Source organism: Roseixanthobacter liquoris, assembly GCF_043195135.2.
Taxonomy (GTDB): domain Bacteria; phylum Pseudomonadota; class Alphaproteobacteria; order Rhizobiales; family Xanthobacteraceae; genus NCEH01.
The window spans coordinates 4,481,150-4,501,160 of the sequence record NZ_CM195537.1; the positions used below are offsets into that span (position 1 = coordinate 4,481,150).

General features: G+C 68.0%; 19 protein-coding genes. 9 read left to right on the plus strand and 10 right to left on the minus strand.

Annotation, left to right across the window (positions count from 1 at the left end):
* The first annotated feature begins 24 nt into the window (after positions 1 to 24).
* On the plus strand, positions 25 to 1,965 hold the full coding sequence (locus V5F84_RS20175) for a hypothetical protein (RefSeq protein WP_394041942.1): 1,941 nt from the start codon (positions 25 to 27) through the stop codon (positions 1,963 to 1,965).
* 248 nt (positions 1,966 to 2,213) lie between these two features.
* Positions 2,214 to 2,996: a 3-oxoacyl-ACP reductase FabG gene (fabG, locus tag V5F84_RS20180; RefSeq protein WP_394041941.1), complete on the plus strand. Its 783-nt coding sequence runs from the start codon at positions 2,214 to 2,216 to the stop codon at positions 2,994 to 2,996.
* Positions 2,997 to 3,069: 73 nt separating this feature from the next.
* Here fabG and V5F84_RS20185 read toward each other — a convergent pair whose 3' ends face one another.
* The 3 genes from V5F84_RS20185 to mutY all read right to left on the minus strand — a co-directional run bounded on the left by V5F84_RS20185 (position 3,070) and on the right by mutY (position 6,650).
* Positions 3,070 to 4,239 (minus strand): site-specific DNA-methyltransferase, encoded by a 1,170-nt coding sequence (locus V5F84_RS20185; RefSeq protein ID WP_394041940.1) that lies wholly within the window; start codon positions 4,237 to 4,239, stop codon positions 3,070 to 3,072.
* Positions 4,240 to 4,336: 97 nt separating this feature from the next.
* Positions 4,337 to 5,347, minus strand: a complete 1,011-nt coding sequence (locus tag V5F84_RS20190; RefSeq protein ID WP_394041939.1) for an NUDIX hydrolase — start codon at positions 5,345 to 5,347, stop codon at positions 4,337 to 4,339.
* 148 nt (positions 5,348 to 5,495) lie between these two features.
* Complete coding sequence (gene mutY / locus V5F84_RS20195) at positions 5,496 to 6,650, minus strand: A/G-specific adenine glycosylase (protein ID WP_394041938.1); 1,155 nt, start codon at positions 6,648 to 6,650, stop codon at positions 5,496 to 5,498.
* A 107-nt stretch (positions 6,651 to 6,757) separates the two neighbouring features.
* Between mutY and V5F84_RS20200 the strand changes: the two genes are divergently transcribed.
* From V5F84_RS20200 to V5F84_RS20215, 4 genes are all read left to right on the plus strand, one after another.
* The gene (locus V5F84_RS20200; RefSeq protein ID WP_394041937.1) at positions 6,758 to 7,288 is read left to right on the plus strand and encodes a DUF721 domain-containing protein; all 531 of its coding nucleotides are present in this window, start codon (positions 6,758 to 6,760) and stop codon (positions 7,286 to 7,288) included.
* Positions 7,289 to 7,378: 90 nt separating this feature from the next.
* Complete coding sequence (locus V5F84_RS20205; protein ID WP_394041936.1) at positions 7,379 to 8,083, plus strand: DsbA family protein; 705 nt, start codon at positions 7,379 to 7,381, stop codon at positions 8,081 to 8,083.
* Between the two features lie 188 nt (positions 8,084 to 8,271).
* The gene (gene ykgO / locus V5F84_RS20210) at positions 8,272 to 8,397 is read left to right on the plus strand and encodes a type B 50S ribosomal protein L36 (protein ID WP_012114086.1); all 126 of its coding nucleotides are present in this window, start codon (positions 8,272 to 8,274) and stop codon (positions 8,395 to 8,397) included.
* Positions 8,398 to 8,550: 153 nt separating this feature from the next.
* Entirely contained in the window at positions 8,551 to 9,330 is a 780-nt protein-coding gene (locus V5F84_RS20215) for a tetratricopeptide repeat protein (protein WP_394041935.1), read from the plus strand.
* 342 nt (positions 9,331 to 9,672) lie between these two features.
* Here V5F84_RS20215 and V5F84_RS20220 read toward each other — a convergent pair whose 3' ends face one another.
* The 3 genes from V5F84_RS20220 to V5F84_RS20230 form a co-directional block, all read right to left on the minus strand.
* Positions 9,673 to 11,157, minus strand: a complete 1,485-nt coding sequence (locus V5F84_RS20220) for an FAD-dependent monooxygenase (protein ID WP_394041934.1) — start codon at positions 11,155 to 11,157, stop codon at positions 9,673 to 9,675.
* Positions 11,158 to 11,278: 121 nt separating this feature from the next.
* Positions 11,279 to 11,827: a DUF1036 domain-containing protein gene (locus tag V5F84_RS20225; protein WP_394041932.1), complete on the minus strand. Its 549-nt coding sequence runs from the start codon at positions 11,825 to 11,827 to the stop codon at positions 11,279 to 11,281.
* A 104-nt stretch (positions 11,828 to 11,931) separates the two neighbouring features.
* Positions 11,932 to 12,819: a DMT family transporter gene (locus V5F84_RS20230; protein WP_394041931.1), complete on the minus strand. Its 888-nt coding sequence runs from the start codon at positions 12,817 to 12,819 to the stop codon at positions 11,932 to 11,934.
* 72 nt (positions 12,820 to 12,891) lie between these two features.
* Here V5F84_RS20230 and V5F84_RS20235 point away from each other — a divergent pair, with 72 nt between their 5' ends.
* Complete coding sequence (locus V5F84_RS20235) at positions 12,892 to 13,236, plus strand: DUF1244 domain-containing protein (RefSeq protein WP_394041930.1); 345 nt, start codon at positions 12,892 to 12,894, stop codon at positions 13,234 to 13,236.
* Between the two features lie 132 nt (positions 13,237 to 13,368).
* Positions 13,369 to 13,632, plus strand: a complete 264-nt coding sequence (locus V5F84_RS20240) for a DUF2312 domain-containing protein (protein WP_348844337.1) — start codon at positions 13,369 to 13,371, stop codon at positions 13,630 to 13,632.
* A gap of 213 nt (positions 13,633 to 13,845) precedes the next feature.
* On the opposite strand, the gene V5F84_RS20245 is transcribed toward V5F84_RS20240, so the two are convergent.
* The gene (locus tag V5F84_RS20245; protein WP_394041929.1) at positions 13,846 to 14,556 is read right to left on the minus strand and encodes a GntR family transcriptional regulator; all 711 of its coding nucleotides are present in this window, start codon (positions 14,554 to 14,556) and stop codon (positions 13,846 to 13,848) included.
* 433 nt (positions 14,557 to 14,989) lie between these two features.
* Here V5F84_RS20245 and V5F84_RS20250 point away from each other — a divergent pair, with 433 nt between their 5' ends.
* Positions 14,990 to 15,481 carry an Lrp/AsnC family transcriptional regulator gene (locus V5F84_RS20250; RefSeq protein ID WP_394041928.1) on the plus strand — a complete coding sequence of 164 codons (492 nt, stop codon included), beginning with the start codon at positions 14,990 to 14,992 and terminating at the stop codon, positions 15,479 to 15,481.
* Positions 15,482 to 15,531: 50 nt separating this feature from the next.
* On the opposite strand, the gene V5F84_RS20255 is transcribed toward V5F84_RS20250, so the two are convergent.
* From V5F84_RS20255 to V5F84_RS20265, 3 genes are read right to left on the minus strand one after another with little or no spacing between them, the layout of a single operon-like run.
* Complete coding sequence (locus V5F84_RS20255) at positions 15,532 to 16,743, minus strand: xanthine dehydrogenase family Fe-S subunit (RefSeq protein ID WP_394041926.1); 1,212 nt, start codon at positions 16,741 to 16,743, stop codon at positions 15,532 to 15,534.
* Positions 16,740 to 17,558, minus strand: a complete 819-nt coding sequence (locus V5F84_RS20260) for an FAD binding domain-containing protein (protein WP_394041925.1) — start codon at positions 17,556 to 17,558, stop codon at positions 16,740 to 16,742. Before V5F84_RS20260 ends, V5F84_RS20255 begins: the two co-directional genes overlap by 4 nt.
* Positions 17,555 to 19,906 carry a xanthine dehydrogenase family protein molybdopterin-binding subunit gene (locus tag V5F84_RS20265; RefSeq protein ID WP_394041924.1) on the minus strand — a complete coding sequence of 784 codons (2,352 nt, stop codon included), beginning with the start codon at positions 19,904 to 19,906 and terminating at the stop codon, positions 17,555 to 17,557. The genes V5F84_RS20260 and V5F84_RS20265 overlap by 4 nt, the downstream gene beginning before the upstream one ends.
* Positions 19,907 to 20,011: the final 105 nt, after the last annotated feature.

The following is a 20,011-nucleotide window of genomic DNA, read 5'->3' on the forward strand; positions in this document are numbered from 1 at the left end:
TGTTGGACTTTCTGTTGAACTATGTTGGATGTTAAGCTGCGACTCGTGGGCTTTACAACAGTTTTTTGCACCGCATTCTGCGTTTCGCACCGCGGGAGGAGGCAGCGCCCTGCCGCTTTCCGCCTTCCCACACCGCCGTGTTTTATTAAACTGCCGCGCTTCCCGCGCTTGCGGGGCCCTGCGCGGCGGTCGCGCGCAGCGCCGGCCTTGAGCGAGGTTCGACCGGAGCGAACGTTCAAGATGACTGGCCAGCCTGAGCACAGCGCCGCGCGCATCAGCCGGAGCGAAGACGACCGGGCCAGGCGAAGACCCGCCTTCGCCGCGCGCCTCATCGCCGGCGTGCGCGCCCATCCGCGCCTCGCCTGCGCGGTGGCGATCCTCGCCGTGATCCTGGCGCAGCGTCTTTTTCTGGCCATCACCCTGGGCGCGGCGCTGGACCAGTCGGCTGAAGCCAACCCCTCCCGGGTGACGATGCAGCTGATGCGCCGCGACGGGTTCCGGTTCGAGTTCCTGAAGACGCTCTGGTATCTCCAGCAGACGCCGCCGCTTCCGCACGTCATCTTCGGCGCGATCGTGACTCTGGCGGAGTGGCCGGCGGGCGTTGCGCGCTGGCTCTATGTGGTGCAGGCCGCGATCGGCAGTGCCAGCGCGGTGGTGCTCTTTCTTCTCATGGCGCGGCTGCGGTGCGGCCTGCTGGTGAGCGCGGGCATGGCGCTTGTGTTCGGCTGTTCCACGGACCTGCTGGTGATGGAGGTGCACGCCTTCGGCCAGCTGTTTTATGAAACGCTGGGCATGCTCCTGACCTTGCTGGCGAGTTATTTCGCCTGCGTCGCCTTCGACACACCCGCGGCGGGCCGCGGGTCGCGCAGCTTCATCCTCCTGGCGGGGCTGTACACGGCGCTGGCCATCCTCACACGCTCGTCCCTGTCCTTCATCTCCCTGCCGATCGCCGCCGTCCTGGCCTGGAACCGCGGCCTGCGCGCCATGCTGGTCTTCCTCGCTCCGGTGATCCTGCTGCAAGGCGGATGGGCGCTGAAGACCTATGCCGTCTACGGCTATCTCAGCCCCACCGCGTCCACCTGGGGGGGCATCAGCATAATGCACGGGCTGTTTCAGACCGACGCGGATGTCAAACGCTTCACCGACGCGGTGGCAAAGCCCGGCAGCCCGAGCGCGGAGTGGTTCGTGCGGGTGATGCAGGAAAAAGGCGTGGTCGAATGGGTTCCGCCGGTCGTGCTGTCCTTTGTGCCCGACGCGGTGCGGCAGCGGCAGGCCCGAATCGATGCGGACCTGCGCGGCACCAACCGCGCCGTCAATTCCATCGCCATTCAAATGCTGTCGGTGGAGTATCTGAAGGCGATCGGGGCAAATCTCGACATTCTCGGCCCGCTGCTGGTGAATAAATTCTTGCGGGCCTATCGCATATATTGGGAACCCATCCTGGGTTACGGCGCATTTGTCGGCGGCCCCCTGTTCCTGGAACCTCCGCTCGCCAGCATTGCCGACCTGACCTTCGATTGGCGCCCGCAGACCCCCTGGCTCAACACGGGCACACTTCAAAACCACATCCTGAGCCCGATTTTCCTTCCGGCGATCCGCCTGCTGCCCTTCGACACGGTCTTCTTCTTCATTCTCCACTTCGTCACGCCGCTGGCCCTGGTCGCGGACCTCGCGCTCCGGTGGCGACGGCGCCCCGGCATCTTCGATGCGAAGCTGATGGTGCTGCTCGCGGTGGTCACCTATGGCGCGATCTTTTTCAATGCCGTGGAGGTGAACGAGAACATGCGCTTCCGCATCGCGGTGGAGCCCGAAATCATCGCATTTTCACTTGGCTTGATCGCGGCTCTCGGGGCGCGGGTGCGCAGGGCGCGGGGCCTCATGGCACGGGACACGGCGCTGCCTTCCGCCGCGCACGGAGCGACCTCCCCTCTTTCGCCCGAGACAGCGGCAGTCACCCCGGCCTGAGGGCGCTGCGCCCCGCCCCCCGACGGCGCCGCGCTCCCGCAGGCGCCGAGCGAGGCGGGGCCGCGGTACCGGAAAAATGTTGGACTTAATGTTGAACTATGTTGGAAGCCGATCTGCGACTCGTGGGCTTTACAACAGTTTTTTTGCACCGCATTCTGCGCGTCGCATCGCGGGACGAAGCGCCCGCCGCGCGTGCGTCATCCCCCACCCGTCGCGTTGAAAACCTTCCAGATCATGAGGAGAAGCGCATGTTCAAAGCGCTCGCAGGGCGTACCGTCATCGTCACCGGCGCCAGCAAGGGCATCGGGCGCGGCATCGCGAAACGCTTCGGCGCGGCCGGGCTGAATGTGCTTGTGGTGTCGCGGAAGTTGGAAGAAGCCACATCCGTCGCCACCGAAATCGGCGCCCATGCCTCGGCCTTCGCCGCCGACGTCACCAAGGCGGAGGACTGCCGCGCCTTCGCCGCCGCCGCCCTGGAGCGCTATGGCAGCATCGACGTTCTGTGCGCCAACGCGGGCATCTTCCCCGCCGCCAAGCTGGACGTGATGACGGGCGAGGATTTCGACCTCGTCATGGACACCAATGTGAAGGGCACGTTCCTGTCGGTGTCCGCCGTTCTGCCGCACATGAAGGCCAGGAAATGGGGGCGCATCGTGCTCACCTCCTCCATCACCGGGCCGATCACCGGCTATCCCGGCTGGGCGCACTATGGCGCCTCCAAGGCGGCGCAGCTGGGCTTCATGCGCACGGCCTCCATCGAGCTGGCGCCCTGGGGCATCACGATGAATGCGGTGATGCCCGGCAACATCCGCACCGAGGGCCTCGACGGGCTCGGGCCGGACTATATTGCGAAAATGGAATCCTCCATTCCCTTCAAGCGGCTCGGCAGCGTGGACGACATCGCCAATGCCGCCTTGTTCTTCGCGTCCGAGGAAGCCGGCTACATCACCGGCCAGGGCATGGTGGTGGACGGCGGGCAGATCCTGCCGGAATCCCTCGGCGCGCTGGAGGAGATGGGCGGGCCGGTGTGAAACGCAAATCGGCCCCGGGCGAACCGGGGCCGACTGTCTTTCGTAACATTTCGCGGGGCGCCGAGGCGGGCGGCTATTCCGAGCGGATGCCCATTTCGGCGCGCAGGCGGGCCCGCAGCACGTCGATGGGATGGCGGCGGCCTTCCTGCTCCACATGCCAGAAGGTCCAGCCGTTGCAGGCCTCCGCCCCCTGGGCGAGCGCGCCCATGCGATGGATCGAGCCCACGGTGGGCGCGCCCGCCATGCCGGTGAGGGCGATGGTGCCATCGGCGCGCACCACGGCGCGCACATTGCCCTTGGAATCGGTGAGTTCCACACCCGGCGTCACCAGCCCGCGCTCCACCAGGGCCGAGAAGGCGACGCGGGGCGCTTCGCGCGCGCTCGGCGGGGCGGCGAGCGCGGACTCCGGCAGCGGTGTCACGCCGGCGATGCGCTTTTCCGCCGCCGCCGCATAAGTCGTGTCGCGCTCGATGCCGAGATAATGCCGGCGAAGGCGCTTGGCCACCGCCGCCGAGGTGCCCGAGCCGAGGAACGGGTCCAGCACCACGTCGCCGGGCCGCGAGGCCGCGAGCAGGATGCGCGCGAGAAGCGCTTCCGGCTTCTGGGTGGGATGGGTCTTGCGGCCGGTCTCGTCCTTCAGCCGCTCGGGGCCGGTGCACAGGGGAAACAGCCAGTCGGACCGCACCTGCGTATCCTCGTTGCCGCCCTTGAGCGCCTCGTAATTGAACACGTAATTGCGGGCGTCCGCATCGCGCGCGGCCCAGATCAGCGTCTCATGGGCATTGGTGAAGCGGCGGCCGCGGAAATTCGGCATGGGATTGGTCTTGCGCCAGATCACGTCGTTGAGGATCCAGAAGCCGAGATCCTGCATCGTCGCGCCGACGCGGAAGATGTTGTGGTAGGAGCCGATCACCCACAGCGTGCCGGACGGCTTCAGCACCCGCCGCGCGGCCGAAAGCCACGCCTTGGTGAAGGCGTCATAGGCGGCGAAGCTCTCGAACTGGTCCCAATCGTCGTTCACCGCGTCCACGCGGCTTTCGTCGGGGCGCTTCAGCTCGCCCTGGAGCTGGAGATTATAGGGCGGGTCGGCGAACACGAGATCGACGCTGTTGGCCGGCAGGGCGTTCATCGCGGCGATGCAATCGCCCACCAGCACCCGGTCCAGCTCCAGATCCACCGCCGCGAGGGCCGCCCGGGACAGACGGGGCGCCCCTCGGGGCGCCCCTTTACGCACCACATTCATGACGCAACCCATACGCAACGCTTACGATGGGGGCAGTGTCGCGGGCCGGACTTAAGGGCAGGTAAAGCAGGAGGGTTTTTTCGCCCGGATTGCGCCGCTATCCGCGCCGCGCGCCCTGCGGCCGCACGCCGGGGGCCGGGCGCTCCAGCAGCACGTCGCGGCGGAACCGCACGAGGCGCGCCGGGCGGCCGCCGGTGCCGCTGGTGGTCTCGCCGGTTTCCTCCACCAGGCCCTGGCTTTCCACCAGGCGGCGGAAATTCTGCTTGTGCAGCAGCATGCCGGAGAGCGCCTCCACCGCCTTCTGCAATTGCAGCAAGGTGAAGGCGGGCGGCATCAGCTCGAACACCACGGGGCGATACTTGATCTTGCCGCGCAGGCGGCTGATGGCGGTGGCGAGGATGCGCCGATGGTCGAGCGCCATGGGCTGGCCGAGCAGCGGCTGGCCGGGAAGCGCCTCGGGCGCGGCCGGCGCCCCGTCCTCTGCTGCGGCTTCCGCGACGAGGCCCGCTTCATAGAGCAATTCGTAGCGCTCCAGCACGCGTTCGTCGTTCCAGGAGGTCTCTTCCGCCCCGTCCTGGCCGAAGGCGAGCACGCGGCGGCGGCGGCGCACCTCGGCGGTGCGCGCGTCGGGCGCCGCGCAGGCCCAGGCTTCCAGGCCCGCGCCGATGCGGTCGAGCACGGCCGGGCGGCCGCCGCGCCAATCCTCCCAGGGGAAGCAGGCGTACCAGCCGAGCCAGGCCGCCGCCATCTCGCCCGCCGGCCGCGCCTCGCGCACCAAAGCGAGATAGGCCACGGAGAGCGCACGGGCCGCGCCGCCGTCGTGCCGGTCGAGATCGCCGAAGGTGTAGAGCTGCTCGACATAATTGAGCTGCTGGTGGGTCTGCCGCTCCACCCAGCTGCGCAGGCCGCCTTCCAGCGTGCGGTGATGTTCTTCCAGCGGGCCGGAGGGGAGCGCCGGCCGGTCGCCCACGCGCAGCGCGAGCACGCGCGGCTCCTCCGCCGTCACCGCGACCACGGCGGCGCTCAGATCGATGCTGAATTCTGCCGGCGCGTCGCCTCCACCTCCCGCCACGGGGCGCGAGGGAAAGCGGGGTCGGTCATCGCGCATGCCCACCGCCATGGAGTTTGCCTTGCGCGATCCTATGGCGCGAACGCGCGTCGGCGGCAATGCGGATTTCGGCGGGGGTGCGCGGGACGGCGCGAGACGGGGGTGGTCCGCCGCCTCCCTTGTCAGATGCCGGCCGGAGAATTTGCCCTCACGCCCCCGGTATGCGCGCGTGCGCCAGCACCTTGCGCATCACGCTCGGCAGCGCCTCGCGGGCGAAATCCGCCGGCTGCACCCAGCGATGGCCGGTGGGCGCGAGGGTGGCGGCCGGCAGATCGGCGCGCCACACCTCCAGCTCCAGGGCGAAATGGGTGAACACATGGCTCACCCGCCCCGGCAGGGCCCGCCAGCCCTTGGCCCCGGCGGAAAGCGGCGCATGATCGCCGGGCGAAGGCACGCCGGCGGTCCAAGGCGTGGACGGCACCTCGGTCATCTGCGCCAGCAGGCCCTTTTCCGGCCGGGTGCGCAGCAGCACCGCGCCATCGGCGCGCACGGCGAGAAAGGCGATGCCGGCCCGCGCCGGCTTCTCGGCCTTCGCCGCCTTGACGGGATAGCGCGCGGGATCGCCCGCCGCCCGCCCGAGACAGGGCACGGAGAGCGGACACAGCACGCAGGCGGGGGAACGCGGGGTGCAGATGGTGGCGCCGAGGTCCATCATGCCCTGCGCGAAATCGCCCGGCCGGTCGTGCGGCGTCAGCGCGGCGGCGAGCGCCTTGATGCGCGGCTTGGATTTCGGCAAGGGCTCATCCACCGCATAAAGCCGGCTCACCACCCGCTCGATATTGCCGTCCACCGGGCTTGCCGGAAGATCGAACGCGATCGCGGCGATGGCCGCCGCCGTATAGGGGCCGATGCCGGGCAGGTCGAGCAGCGCGGCCTCATCCGCGGGAAAGGCGCCGCCGTGACGGTCCACCACCGCCTTGGCGCAGGCGTGCAGATTGCGCGCGCGGGCATAATAGCCGAGCCCCGCCCAGGCCGAGAGCACTTCGTCCAGCGGCGCCGCCGCAAGATCCGCCACGCGCGGCCAGCGGAGAAGGAAAGCGGTGAAATAAGGCCCCACGGCCTTCACCGTGGTCTGCTGGAGCATGATCTCGGAGAGGAACACATGATAGGGATCGCCGAGGCGCCCGCCTTCCGCGCGCCAGGGCAGGCGGCGGCGGTGGCGGTCGTACCAGGGGAGCAGGGCGGCGGCGACGGCGCCCGTCGCCTTTTCACCCGTTGCTTTTTCGCGGGTCACTTTCGCGGGGGCCGCCGGCGCGGCGGGCTTCTTGCGGCTGCGCGGGGCTGATAGGGTGGCATCGTCCATGGCGCCACCGTGCCGGGGCCGCGCGCCGCCCGCAAGGGGGCGAGCGCCCGGCACGCCCGCCTTCCACCCGCGCGCCTCGCCCCGCGCGCCTCGCCCCGCCCGCAGCCATGACGGAAGAGCGCCCCATCAAAGCCCCCTGGAAGCGGCGGCCCGCCGCCCGCCCCCTCGCCGATCTGGTGGGGCCGTCCATCGCCGACCTGTGCGGCAAGGCGGGCTTTTCGGCGGTGGAGATCGTGACCCATTGGGACGAGATCGTCGGCCCCGCCCTCGCCCCGCGCTCGACGCCGGTGAAATTGCAATGGCCGCGCCAGGATGCAAGGCAGGATGCCCGTCATACCAGCGAGCCGGCGACTTTGGTGGTGCGCGTGGAAGGGGCCTATGCCATCGAGCTGCAATATGCCGCGCCCGTGGTGATCGACCGCATCAACGCCTATTTCGGCTGGCGCTGCGTCGGCCGGCTGGTGCTGCGCCAGGGGCCGGTGCCGCCGCGCCATCACGGCCCGCCGCCGCGCGTCGAGCCCGAACCGGAAGCGCTGGCGCAGGTGCGCGCCACGCTCGGCCCCTTCGAGGATGAGGCGCTCGGCGCCTCTCTCGCCCGTCTCGGCGCCCTGGTGCGCCGCGCGCGCCGGAAATCTTGATCGCCCCGAGGGCACGGGGGGATTGGCGCCCTATCCTCGCCATGCTAGCGCGCTCCTTAGAACGCGAAGGCGCAGTCCCCGGAGATCTCCATGTCGCTTCATCGTCGCCGTTTCCTGCTGGGCGTGGGCCAGTTCGCCCTGAGCGTCGCGCTCGCCGGTCCGCTGCTCCAGCTGTCCGGGATGGTGCCGGGCCTTTCGGCGGGCGCGCGCGCCCAGTCGCCGGCCCAGGGCCAGACCGTCGACCCGGTCAAGCTCAATGCCCCCGCCGCCACCCCGCTGCCCGAGCAGGCCATGGGCAAGGCGGACGCCCCCGTGACCATCATCGAATATGCCTCGCTCACCTGCAGCCATTGCGCGGCATTCCATACCGGCACCTTCCCGAGCCTGAAGGAAAAATACATCGACACCGGCAAGGTGCGCTTCATCCTGCGGGAATTCCCGTTCGATCCGGTCGCCACCGCCGCCTTCATGCTGGCGCGCTGCATGCCGAGCGACAAATATTTCCCCATGGTCTCCTCGCTGTTCGAGACCCAGCGCAGCTGGGCGTTCGGCAACAATCCGGCCGAGGGGCTGATGCGCGTCGCCAAGCAGGCGGGCATGAGCGAGACCGATTTCGAAAAATGCCTGAGCGACAAGGAGCTGGCGGAGAAGATCCAGGCCGGTACGCAATATGGCAACAAGGAACTCGGCGTCGATTCCACCCCCACCTTCTTCATCAACGGCAAGAAGGTGTCGGGCGCCATGACCCCCGACCAGCTCGACAAGGAACTGGCGCCGCTGCTCGCCGGCAAGTGAGGCGCAGCCCGCGAAGTGGGGCGGGTGCTGCCTGCGGGGCTTTCCGCAGGCGCGCAATCACGCGTCATCCACAGCGCGCGCCGTTGACATTGCGGCGCGCGCCCCTTATCGAACCGGCTCGATCCAATACATTGTGTCGACGAGCCGCGCGGTGAAGCCGCGCCGCGGTCGGCCGAAGGCAGTAGGTTATGAAGATCCGCAACTCTCTCAAGTCGCTCCTCGGCCGTCACCGGGACAACCGTCTCGTGCGCCGCAAGGGCCGCGTCTACATCATCAACAAGACCCAGAAGCGCTACAAGGCCCGCCAGGGCTGAGCGTTTTCCCGCTCCTTGCGAGCGGGGCTCTCGTCATCGAGATGAGTTGATCGCGCCGCTCCCCCCGAAAGGGGTGGGGCGGTTGACGCTTTATGCGCATCGCCTCACACTTTGCCGATGATGATGTCCAAGCATCCGTCCGGGGATTCCGCCTTGCGCGCGCCTGCCGTGCGCGCCTCTGCCGTGCGCGCCTCTGCCGTGCGCGCCGCTGCGGCCGGGCGCCGGGCGGTGGTGATGGCGCTGGCCTGCGCGCTCGCCCTCGCGCTCTGCGGCGCCTATGCCGCCCACGCCCAGGTCACGGGCGAAAAGCCCCCGGCCGGCGCCCCCAGATCCGATGCGACAAAGCCCGATGCGACCCGGCCCGATGCGACAAAGCCCGATGCGGCGAAGCCCGCGCCCAACGTCGGCGCGGCGGATTCGACCCCCGCCCGGCCCAAGCTGCCGCGCGACCGGCGGGTCCAGCTCGACGCCATGTTCGAGGCCCTGCGCCTTGCGCCCGACGATGACACCGCCTCCGCCCTCGGCAGCCGCATCGAGGCCATGTTCGCCCAATCGGGAAGCGCCAGCGCCGACCTTCTGATGTCGCGTGCCGAGGCCGCCGCCCAGGCCAAGGAATATGACCTGGCGCTGGAACTGCTCGGCACGGTGATCGACACCAATCCGGATTTCCTCGCCGCCCGCAGCCGGCGCGCGACGATCTATTATCTCCAGGACGATTACGCCTCCGCCCTGGTGGACGTGGGCGAGGTGCTGACCCGCGAGCCGCGCCATTATTCCATGCTGCTCGGCCTGTCGCTCATCATGCGCGAGATCGGCGACGACACCCGCGCCCTGGAAGCCGCGCGCCGCGCGCTCGCCGTCAACCCCCACCTGACCGCCGCCAAGGACATCGAGACCGAGCTGAAGATCAAGGTGGAAGGACGGGACATCTAGGGTCCCCCGTCAAGCACGCCTCCGTCCGCCTGCGGGCAGGGTGCGGTGCCTATCTGCGGCGCAGCTGACACCGCCCGAACGGCCCAGTCCCCTCTCCCGCGTGCGGGGGAGGGTTAGGGAGGGGGAAGGGAGGGAGGGAGAGGGGAGGCATTCCGGACATCCGAGGCGGCGCGGATTCATCTGCGCCGAAACTTCGGCCGAAATCGCCGTTTGGTCCGCGGAGAAGGCACCGAAAAGGGCCTCCAAGTGCCTTCTCCCCGCGATTCGTCTGCGCTAACCCATTGTTTCACGTGAAACATTTTTGGGGCGATCGCGGCACGCCTGCACGTCCGCGAAAGCCCCTCAGACCAGGATGGCGGCGAGATAGGCTTGCGCGGCGGGAAAATCCGTCGCCGCGGCCACGAGGCCCACATAGCCGTCCGGCCGCACCACCCAAAGCCCATCGTGCCCCGCCGGCGGCTCACGCGCTTCGACCAGCCCGCCGAACCGGGCCGCAAGGTCGCGCGCCGCCGCGCCAGGGGCGATCAGGGCGAAGCGCGGCGTGTCGCCAGCGCCGATGGGGGCAAGGGCCGGATCGAGCTGCGGCCAGCGTTCGCCCGCCTTCGGCAGGTCCCCGCCGTGGGGCGCGTGGGGCGCGGTGACCGACAGGGGGCTCACCGGATAGGCAATCTCCAGCTCGGTGAGGCTGTGGGAGGCGCGACGCTGCACCTGCGACAGGCCCAGCACCACATGGGCGACGAAATTGCGCACCGCCTGGGCCAGCGGATTGCGCATCACCCCGAGGGCGGTCATGCGCGTCGCATTGTGCAGCACCAGGTCGCCGACAGCGCTGCGCTCGATGGAATAGCTGTCGAGCAGGGCCGGCCGCGCCCGCCCATGCACCACCAAAGCCAGTTTCCAGGCGAGATTGAAGGCATCCTGCATGCCCGTGTTCATGCCCTGCCCGCCGGCCGGGCTGTGGATGTGCGCGGCATCGCCCGCCAGGAACGCGCGACCGAGGCTGTAGTCCTTCACCTTGCGCTCGTTGATGCGGAAATTCGCCAGCCAGAAGGGATCGTGCATATGGATGCCGCCGGGGCCGCGCGTCTCCACCAGCGCCTGCACCTCGGCGAGGGTGGGGTCGGGCCGGCGCGCCTCGCCTTGCGCCGGGCCGAGATCCGCCACCATGCGATAGCGCCCGCCGGTGATGGGAAAGAAGGCAAGGATGCCGTCGGCATGCCAGAAGATATCCAGCTTGTCGGGCTTGAGCCCCTCCAGGTGCGCATCCGCCAGCACCCAGTCGCTGGGCTGGGTGCTTCCGGCGAACGCCATGCCGAGCGTATGGCGCACCGTGGAATGGGCGCCGTCGCAGCCGACCAGCCAGTCCGCCTGAACCTCCTCCTCGCGGCCGGAGGCATCGCGCAAGGTGGCGCGCACGCCATCACCCGCAAGCGTGAAGCCCGTCAGGCCGGTGTTGCGCTCCACCGTCACGCCCAGGGATTCGAGATGGGTTTCCAGCAGCCGCTCGGTTTCGCTCTGCGGAATCATCACGGCGGCGGGAAACAGGCTGTCCGCCTCGTCGAAATCGATCTCGGCAATCAGCGCCCGGCCGTTGGACATGCGCGCGCCATACACTTGCATGCCGGCATCGATGAACGCCTGCGCCCGGCCGGTGCGGGCCAGCAGCTCCAGCGAGCGGCTCCACAGAACCAGGGCCTTGGATTTGTCGGTGCGCGCGGCGGACGTGTCCACGATCCGCACGCCGACGCCATATCGCGCCAATTCGCCGGCGAGGGTGAGGCCCACCGGCCCCGCGCCCGCGATGAGAACACGCCCCGTCCCAGCCATGCGACCCTCCCTGACCCGGACATTTTTGCCCGTGGCGCCGCAGGATGGCGCGGCTCTCTGGAAATATCACAGCGCCGGGCACCCGGCAGGGGGAAAGGCGCGATAGACGCCAATCTGGATGCTATTTCGCCCGGCTGCCGGGATTCGGCATGGGCATGGGAGCAGCGCCGGGCGGCGCAATGCCGGGCTGGGCACGGCCGGATTGGTTGGCCTCGGTCAATTGCACGGTCCAGCCGCGCTGCTCCTTGGTGTCCACCTCCAGGAAGCCGGCGCGATCGAAACCGCGGGCGAGGCAGTCCTCCACCCCGCGAATGGTGAATTCCTTGTCGCGGGTGCACATGAAGGCCTTGCCGGCCCATTCCCCGCCCTGGTCGTAATCCACCGCATAGAGGTAATAGAAGCGGGCCACCAGATCGCCGCGCAGCAGGGTCTCGCAGCTGTTGGCCGCGACGTTCCACCATCCCTCGGTGGTCCAGACCTCGTTTTCCTTATAGCCGATCGCCACCCCGACCCGGCTGGAGGTGCGGTTGCACAGGCGGAAGTCCGCCGCCGCCGGCGCCGCGCTCGCCGTCAGCGCGCCCGCCGCCAGCAGGGCGAGAAGCGCCAGGGCGCGCAGGCCGCGCCAGGGGCGGAAAGATCCATTCGGAGCGAACGGGAGGGAAAGCGACATGGGCTCGGCTGTTAGCCTTGGTACGGCACGGGCGTCAATGGATGATGCATGCACGATGCATCGACCCGCCTTTTCGGGCGCGATCGGGGCAGAAGCGAGGCGGATCACCCTTGCCGCCGCGGCCGGGCGACCCAGAGGCCGAGCAGCACCAGCCCCATGCCCACCCCCTGGAGCACGCCGAGCACCTCCCCCAGCACCAGCCAGCCCAAGGCTGCTGCCGACACCACTTCCAGGAAGAACACCAGCGCCCCGTACACCGGCGGCACCACGGAGAGGCCCACCGCCATCAGCCCCTGCCCGCCCACCTGACTCACCAGCGCAAGGCCCAGCAGCGCTGCCGCGCCGGAGGCGCTTGTGGGCCATAGGGTCGGCTCGGCCACCAGCGCCACCGCGAGCAGGATGAGCGTGGTGGCCGCGGTGGAAATCAGCGTCACCGCCCCGGCGCCCCGGAGGCGGCGGGCCCTGCCGATCGCCAGGAAATAGGCGGCGAAGAAGAGCGCCGTCACCAGCCCGGCCGCATCGCCCAGCAGATGCGCCGGCTCCAGGTGGAGGCTGCGCCCGATCAGCGCCCCCGCGCCCGCCAGACACAGGAAAAGCCCGGCGAGGGTGGCGCGGGTGATGGCCGCCCGCATCCCCAGCCAGGCGAACAAGGCCACCCACACCGGCGAGGTGGTGGCGAGCACGGCGGCATTGGCGACGCTGGTGCCGAGAATCGCCAGATGCCAGAAGAACAGGTCGCCGGCGAAGAATACCCCTGCGAGCAGCGCGTCGCGATCGGGCACCAGGGCCCGCCGCCCCTCGGCCGCCAGCGCCCACACGAGCAGGACCGGGAGCGCCAAAGCGGTGCGCCAGAACGCGCTGGCGAACGGACCCACGTCCGCGAGCCGGACGAACAGCACCGACGCGCCCATGGCGAAGGCTCCGGCGGCCAAAGCGGCGATGCCGAGCGCAAGGCGCAGCGGCGGTGCGGCGGCCTGCGGCGCCGGGTTCATGGCCTGCCCCTTGCGGCCCTTGCACCGCGCCCGCACACGCGCCACATGGAGCCGACAGAAGGACGACACGCCATGAGCACGCAAGTTTTCGACCCGACAGCGCACGACGGCGCCGCCTCGCTTTCCGAGCAGGATCGCGAACGACTGGAGGCAGCGGCGTTCCGGCGGCTCGTCGCCCATTTGCGCGAACGCACCGATGTCCAGAACATCGCGCTCATGAACCTTGCCGGCTTCTGCCGCAACTGCCTCTCCAACTGGTATCTGGACGCCGCCGAAGCCGAGGGGCTGCCGGTGAGCAAGGCGCAAAGCCGCGAAGCGGTCTATGGCATGCCTTACGAGGAATGGAAAAGCCGTTACCAGACCGAGGCGACACCGGAACAGGCAGCCGCCTTCAAGCCGCCCCACGATGGCCATTGAACCGGTCGCACGGCGGGGGATAGGGAGGATTGCGGGGACAGTGGCTTGACGGCGACGCCTCGCTGCGCGCTGTATCTTGCCCCTGATCGGCGCCCCATCCGCCCCCTTTGATTGTTTATGAGGTTGCACCACGTGTCGGAAGACGTATCGGACGCCCCGGCGGGCTTCGCCAAGGAACAGCTGAAATCCTTCATCGAGCGCGTCGAGCGGCTCGAGGAAGAGAAAAAGGCGATCGCCGACGATATCAAGGACGTATTCGCCGAAGCCAAGGCCAATGGCTTCGACGTCAAGGCGCTGCGCGCCATCCTCAAGATCCGCAAGGAAGACGTGGACGAGCGCAAGGAACACGAGGCGATCGTGGACCTCTACATGCAGGCGCTCGGCATTTTCTCCTGACGCCTTCTGCCGGCGCGATCTTAAGGCGCGTTTGCTGGCGCTATCTCTTGGCGCCCTTTTTTGGCGCCTTCTTTTCGCGCCCCGGCGGGCCGAGCCGGCGCGTTCCGCACCTTGAGCCGTGGCCGGGCAGACCCCGGCCATCGGCGCGGCAAGCCGGGTCAGGCGGGGCCGATATGGCGCCCGAGGCCCCGGCCGCCCCGCGGCGGAACGCCCTCAGCCGCGCTCGGAGCGCAGCAGATCGATCTGCAACTTGATGCAGTCGCTGCGATAGACGATGTCCGCCACATAGATGGCGACGTTTTTATTGTCGATCACCACACAATGACTTTCCACCGTGGCGGCGCCGAGCGGGATTTTCATCAGGTCCGCCACGGTCGGATCGGCGCTGCCGATGATCAGCGTCTGGTGGGCGTCCTTCACCTTCACTTTCTTCAGGCCGGCCAGCGCGGGGAGCGCCGGGCCGGTGAGAAAGACATCGCGATCCATCTCAAAGACATGGCGGGCGAGCAGGAGGTTGACGATGGAATAGGGCTGGTCGTCGCGGAATTGAAGGCTTTTCAGCGAGACGTATTCGGGCGCGAGTTCCCCGTCCTCCGGCTTCAGAAGTGGCGGCGGAACATTCTCCGTCAGGGTGATGGGACGGGGCACGTTTTCCTTCACCGAGGCAATCAGGCTTGCCCAGGTGGTCTCCAGCTTCAGCCAGTGCCGATCCGGAACGACGCTGGACACGAACGTGCCGCGGCCTTGGCGTGCGCTGACAAGACCTTCATCGCGCAGCATTTCCACCGCCTGACGCACGGTCACGCGCGCGACCTGGAACTCCTCTTCCAATTCTTCAAGCGTGGAAATCTTGTCCCCGATGGCCCAATGCCCCGCCTGGATCCGCTGCCGGAGCACAGATGCCACCTGGATGTAGAGCGGCACGCGGCTTCGATCATAGGCTGCCGATAGTTTGGACTTTGTTTGCATAAAGGACCATCAGACTCGGCGGCGTTTGAGCAGAAACCGTCTCCACTTCACGCCTGAGACTGCAGTTTAGCCCGATGACGCCCAAAGGTGAATAGGGAAATGCCTGCGACTTGTGCATATTAGCCCGTCTTCTGACGCCGGGCATAGAATTACCGAGGGCGCGCACGACGCCAGAACGCGCGCACGATGAAAGCGCAACCAATCCCAACGGCAGAACCAAAGCCGATTACCAGCACCTCGCGATTTACAATACTGATATTCGATAAAATTATTGTTATAATATGTATATCTGATATATTATTTCGTAATTATAGAAAAATTCAACAATTTATAGACAAAAACACTCTCTATTTTTAGAATGAAGGAAGTTCAATAAATTTGGTGCGTCATGGCCTCTTCTCTGTCCAACCAGCGCGCAGATCTGGATGCCTTCGACCTTGCGATACTTACTATTCTTCAAAAGGACAATACCACGCCCCAGCGCACCATCGGCGAGCGCGTGAACCTCTCGGCGGCCGCCGTGCAGCGGCGCATCAAGCGGATGCGGGAAAGCGGCGTGATCGCCGACGATGTCACCATCCTCAACCCCGCCCGCGTCGGCCAGCCGCTGACCCTCGTCGTGGAGGTCGTGGTGGAAAGCGAGCGCATCGACCTCGTGGACGCCGCCAAGGCCAATTTCGTGCGCTGCCCCGAAGTGCAGCAATGCTATTATGTCACAGGGGACGCAGACTTCGTGCTGATCGTCACGGTCCCAACCATGGCGGATTATGAAGATCTCACCCGCCGCCTGTTCTTCGAGAACAGCAATATCAAGCGGTTTCGCACGCTGGTCGTGATGGACCGGGTCAAGGCCGGGCTCACCGTGCCGCTGGAACGGTGAGGCGCGAGAGAGCCCTGAAGCGGGATCCGCCACCCCCTCACCGCCCAGTCTCATCCCGCTATTCTGCGCCATAGCTCTTTCAGCCGCGACACGATCACCGAATAGACCAGGGAACCCGCGTTCAACTCCGTAACCACGGCCGCGGCGGGCGCGCCCTCGCCCTGGGCGAGCCGCGCTTCCAGGTTCTGAACGAACGCCGAAACCAGCCGCCCGGCGATATCCTGAACCAGACCGGAGCGCCCGAACTGCGCCAGCATGCCGGTGAGCGTATAGCCGATGCTGACATCCACCCGCGTCGCCCGGCCGTCTTCGACCGGCGTCAGCGTGTAGCCGATGAGCCCGCGCGTCGCCGAATTGCTGCGCGTATCACGGCCGCTGCCGGAGATGCGCCCCGCGTGCAAGGCATCATCGCGCGAAATGTCCGCCACGCCCTGGAATTCGGCCACCATGGGGCCGACCTTCACGCGGATCTGCCCTTCCACATGCTCCGGCGTCGGCGTGCCCACAAGGGAGGCGCCGGGCAGGCAGGCGGCGACTTCGTCCACGCGGCCGAAGAAATCCCACACCACGTCTACAGGATGGGCGACCACGAAGCTTTGCGGAAAGCTGGTCTGGGGCACGAAATCCGCATCGAGCCTGGCGCTCTCGCGCGGCGCCGCCGCGCGCGGGGCGGGTGCCGCGAGCGGCGCGGGCGGAGCCTCGGCGGCTTTTTCGGCACCGCCGGCAAAGGCGCCCGCATGGCCGGAGCCGACCGGGCCGAGGGCGGCACGCACATCGGCACGGGGCACCGCGCCCCGCGCCTTGCGGTCCGCGATCACCGAGCGGATCGCCCGCACGATGCCCACATAGCCGGTGCAGCGGCACAGGTTTCCGCTCATGGCGACGCGGATCTCATGTTCGCTGGCGTCGGGCATGCGCAGCACCACGTCGCGGGCGGAAACGATCATGCCCGGCGTGCAATAGCCGCATTGAAGGCCGTGCTCGCGCGTAAAGGCGGCGCGCAGTTCGCCGGCCACCTCGTCGTCGTTGAGACCCTCGATGGTGGTGACCTGCGCATTCTCGCACGCCACCGCATAGGTGATGCAGGAACGCACCGGCTCGCCGTCCACGATGATGGTGCAGGCGCCGCACACCCCGTGCTCGCAGCCGATATGGGTGCCGGTGAGATCATGCGAATCGCGCAGGAAATCGGCGAGGTTTGTGCGCGGCTCCACATCCGCGCGCACCGTGCGGGAATTGACGGTGAGGGAAACCATGCTCATGCCGCGTCCGCCTGCTCGAATGCGCGGCGCAGAGCCACCGCGTGTGTCCGGCGGTCCAGCAGGTCCGCCATGCCGGCGGCCTGCGCCACCTCTTCCGCCGCGCCCGTCGAGAAACCCGTTTCGGCGAAGAGCGCCGCGCGTTCGGTGACGAGGATGGGCCGCGTCTCGGTCGCCCCCATCACGGCGCGGAACACGCCTCGGTCCGGATCCACCAGCACCGCGCCGATGGCATGGGCGAATTCGCCGGTCTTGCGGCAGCTCTTGAAATAGCCCCAGCGGGCCGAGGCGCTACATTTGGGGATGCGCACCGCCTCCAGAAGTTCGCCGGGATTGAGGTCGGCCGCGAGCGCGCCGAGCATATACTGCTCCACCGGCACTTCGCGGGTGCCCGACGGCGACCGCAGGATCACCCGCGCGCCCACGGCGGAGAGAATGGAAATCCAATCGGCGGAAGGATCGGCATGGGTCAGGCTGCCGCCCACCGTGCCGCGGTTGCGCACCGCGCGATAGGCGATTCCGCGCGCCACGCCCGGCAAAGCCCCGGCGGTCACGTCCGGCACGCGGCGATCCTCGAAGTCGGCATGGGTCACGCAGGCGCCGACGATGATGTGATCGGCATGATCCTCGATGCGCTTCAGCGCGGGAATGGCGGTGATGTCCACCAGCAGTTCCGGCTGCACGAGGCGCATGTTCAGCATCGGCCCGAGGGACTGGCCGCCGGCGATGATCTTCACCACCCGCCCCTCGTCCCGCATCAGGGCGAGGGCGGCGCCGATCTCGACCGGGCGCTCGTAATCGAAACGGACGGGCTTCATGCCACGCTCCCGGCGAGTTTGGCGCCCTTGGCGGCCTCGATGGCTTCCAGGACGCGGCGCGGCGTGATGGGCGAATGCAGCAGCTCGGCGCCGATGCCTTTCAGGGCATCGTTGACCGCATTGCCGATGGCGGCGGGCGGAGCGATGGCGCCGCCCTCCCCGATGCCCTTCACCCCGAATTCCGTATAGGGGGCGAGGAACTCCATATGGTCGAGCCGGGGTTCCGGCACCTCGGTGGGGCCGGGAAGGAGATAATCGGCGAAGGTGGAGGCCAGAGGCTGCCCCGAGGCGTCGAACTGCATCTCCTCATAGAGCGCGGTGCCGATGCCCTGGGCGAGGCCGCCATAGATCTGGCCGTCCACCACCATCGGGTTCACCAGCTTGCCGCCGTCCTCGACGATCACATAATCGAGGATCTCGATGTCGCCGAGTTCCGGGTCCACCGCCACCAGCACCACGTGGGCGGCATAGGAGAAGGTGCCCGTGTCGCGCACCGGCTTGTAGCCGATGGTGGATTCAAGCCCGTGGGGATCGATGCCGGCGGGCAGGTCCTGCGGGCGGCGATACCAGGTGTGGGCGATCTCCTGGAGGCTCACCTGGCCGGTGGGCGCCACCGCGAAACCGTCCCTGATCACCACCTCGTCCGGGTCCGCCTGGAGCAGATGGGCGCCGATCCGCGCCGCGAGCCGCGCAACTTCCTTGCAGGCCGTGGCCACCGCGCCGCCGGCCATCACCATGGAGCGCGAGCCCCAGCTTCCGGTGGAATAGGGGGTGTATTCCGTGTCGCCGTGCACCAGCTTGATGCGCGCGGTATCGATGCCGAGCACTTCGTGCGCCACCTGGGCGAAAGTGGTTTCCATGCTTTGGCCGTGGGAATGCACGCCCACGCGCAGTTCCAGCCCGCCGTCGGGCGTCATGCGGGCGGTTGCCTGCTCATGGCCGGGCACCATGGGGATGCCCCAGCCGGAATAGACCGAGGTGCCGTGGGCACCCTGCTCGCAATAGATGGAATGGCCGATGCCGATCAGCCGGCCGTCCGCTTCGCCCTTCGCCTGGCGCGCGCGCACCTCGTCGAGGCGGGCCATGGCGATGGCGCGGTTGAGCGCCTGGGGATAATCGCCGCTGTCGAAATGCTTCTTGGTGATGTTGTCGAACGGCATCTGCTCAGGCCGCACGAGGTTCTTCAGCCGCAGCTCGTGCGGCTCCATGCCGATCTCGCGGGCGATGGCATCCAGCACCAGTTCGAGCGCGAAGCACACCCCCGTCCGCGCTACGCCGCGATAGGGCAGGATCGGGCATTTGTTGGTGGCGACCGACCAGGTGCGGCAGCGATAGGCGGGGAAATCGTATGGGCCGGGCAGGATGCTCACCACCTGCGCGGCCTCCAGGCACGCGGAGAAGGGATAGGAGGAATAGGCGCCGGAATCGACGATCGCCTCGCAGTCGATGCCGCGCAGCGTGCCGTCGCGATCCGCATAGGCGGTGATGGAATAATGATGCTCGCGGCAGTTCGCGCCGGCGGTCAGGCTCTCGCGCCGATCCTCGATCCAGCGCACGGGATGGCCGAGGCGCATGGCGAGCCAGCCGAGGCAGATGTCCTCCGGCAGCAGGATGCCCTTGTAGCCGAACCCGCCGCCGACGTCCGGCGAGATGATGCGGATCTGCTCCTGGTTCAGCCCCAGGCATTCGGCCAAGCCGTTGCGCACGATGTGCGGCATCTGGCTGCCCGTGTGGAGGACGAGTTGTTCCTTGCGATGGTCCCAGTGCGCCACCGTCCCGCGTCCTTCCATGGGCGCCATGCTCTGGCGCGAGGTGGAGAGGGTGCGGGTGATCTTGATGGGGGCGTCGAACGCCTTCTCGATGCCCACTTCCATGAAGCTTTCGAGGAAGACGTTGTCGCCCCAATGCTCGTGCACCAAAGCGCTGCCGGGCGCGCGCGCCTTCACCATGTCGTGGACGGCGGGGAGTTCCTCAAGATCCAGCTCGATGGCGGCCGCGATGTCCTCGGCCTTGGCGCGGGTATCGCCGACGCACACGGCGAGCAGCTCACCCACCTGGCGGACCTTGTCGGTGGCGAGCGGCCATTGCTCGGACACCTTGAAGCCGGGCAGGGTCGTCACGGCGCGGATCGGCTTCACGCCGGCCAGGGCATCGGCGGCGAAGGCGACGTCGCGATAGGCCTCCGGGACATGCACGCCGTGGATGCGGGCATGGGCGAGCGGACTGCGCACGAACGCGACATCTTTCAGCCCCGGCAGGCGGATATCGGCCACGAACTGGCCGCGTCCGCGCAGGAAGCGATCGTCCTCCTTGCGCGGGAGACGCGCCCCGACACCCTGCTTCGTCATCGCGTTTTCCTTAAGCGCCGTCGCCGGATCCCCGGCGGCATCATGGCCGGGAACGTCCGATTTTAGAACCGCCCGGCGCGGTGCGCGGCCGGGGAAAGATGGGGC

Excerpts from the sequence above, each read along its gene's own strand:
- fabG (WP_394041941.1), top strand. The coding sequence starts at position 2,214 with ATGTTCAAAGCGCTCGCAGGGCGTACCGTCATCGTCACCGGCGCCAGC.
- V5F84_RS20185 (WP_394041940.1), bottom strand. The coding sequence starts at position 4,239 with ATGAATGTGGTGCGTAAAGGGGCGCCCCGAGGGGCGCCCCGTCTGTCC.
- V5F84_RS20190 (WP_394041939.1), bottom strand. The coding sequence starts at position 5,347 with ATGCGCGATGACCGACCCCGCTTTCCCTCGCGCCCCGTGGCGGGAGGT.
- mutY (WP_394041938.1), bottom strand. The coding sequence starts at position 6,650 with ATGGACGATGCCACCCTATCAGCCCCGCGCAGCCGCAAGAAGCCCGCC.
- V5F84_RS20200 (WP_394041937.1), top strand. The coding sequence starts at position 6,758 with ATGACGGAAGAGCGCCCCATCAAAGCCCCCTGGAAGCGGCGGCCCGCC.
- V5F84_RS20205 (WP_394041936.1), top strand. The coding sequence starts at position 7,379 with ATGTCGCTTCATCGTCGCCGTTTCCTGCTGGGCGTGGGCCAGTTCGCC.
- ykgO (WP_012114086.1), top strand. The coding sequence starts at position 8,272 with ATGAAGATCCGCAACTCTCTCAAGTCGCTCCTCGGCCGTCACCGGGAC.
- V5F84_RS20220 (WP_394041934.1), bottom strand. The coding sequence starts at position 11,157 with ATGGCTGGGACGGGGCGTGTTCTCATCGCGGGCGCGGGGCCGGTGGGC.
- V5F84_RS20225 (WP_394041932.1), bottom strand. The coding sequence starts at position 11,827 with ATGTCGCTTTCCCTCCCGTTCGCTCCGAATGGATCTTTCCGCCCCTGG.
- V5F84_RS20230 (WP_394041931.1), bottom strand. The coding sequence starts at position 12,819 with ATGAACCCGGCGCCGCAGGCCGCCGCACCGCCGCTGCGCCTTGCGCTC.
- V5F84_RS20235 (WP_394041930.1), top strand. The coding sequence starts at position 12,892 with ATGAGCACGCAAGTTTTCGACCCGACAGCGCACGACGGCGCCGCCTCG.
- V5F84_RS20250 (WP_394041928.1), top strand. The coding sequence starts at position 14,990 with ATGGCCTCTTCTCTGTCCAACCAGCGCGCAGATCTGGATGCCTTCGAC.
- V5F84_RS20255 (WP_394041926.1), bottom strand. The coding sequence starts at position 16,743 with ATGAGCATGGTTTCCCTCACCGTCAATTCCCGCACGGTGCGCGCGGAT.
- V5F84_RS20260 (WP_394041925.1), bottom strand. The coding sequence starts at position 17,558 with ATGAAGCCCGTCCGTTTCGATTACGAGCGCCCGGTCGAGATCGGCGCC.
- V5F84_RS20265 (WP_394041924.1), bottom strand. The coding sequence starts at position 19,906 with ATGACGAAGCAGGGTGTCGGGGCGCGTCTCCCGCGCAAGGAGGACGAT.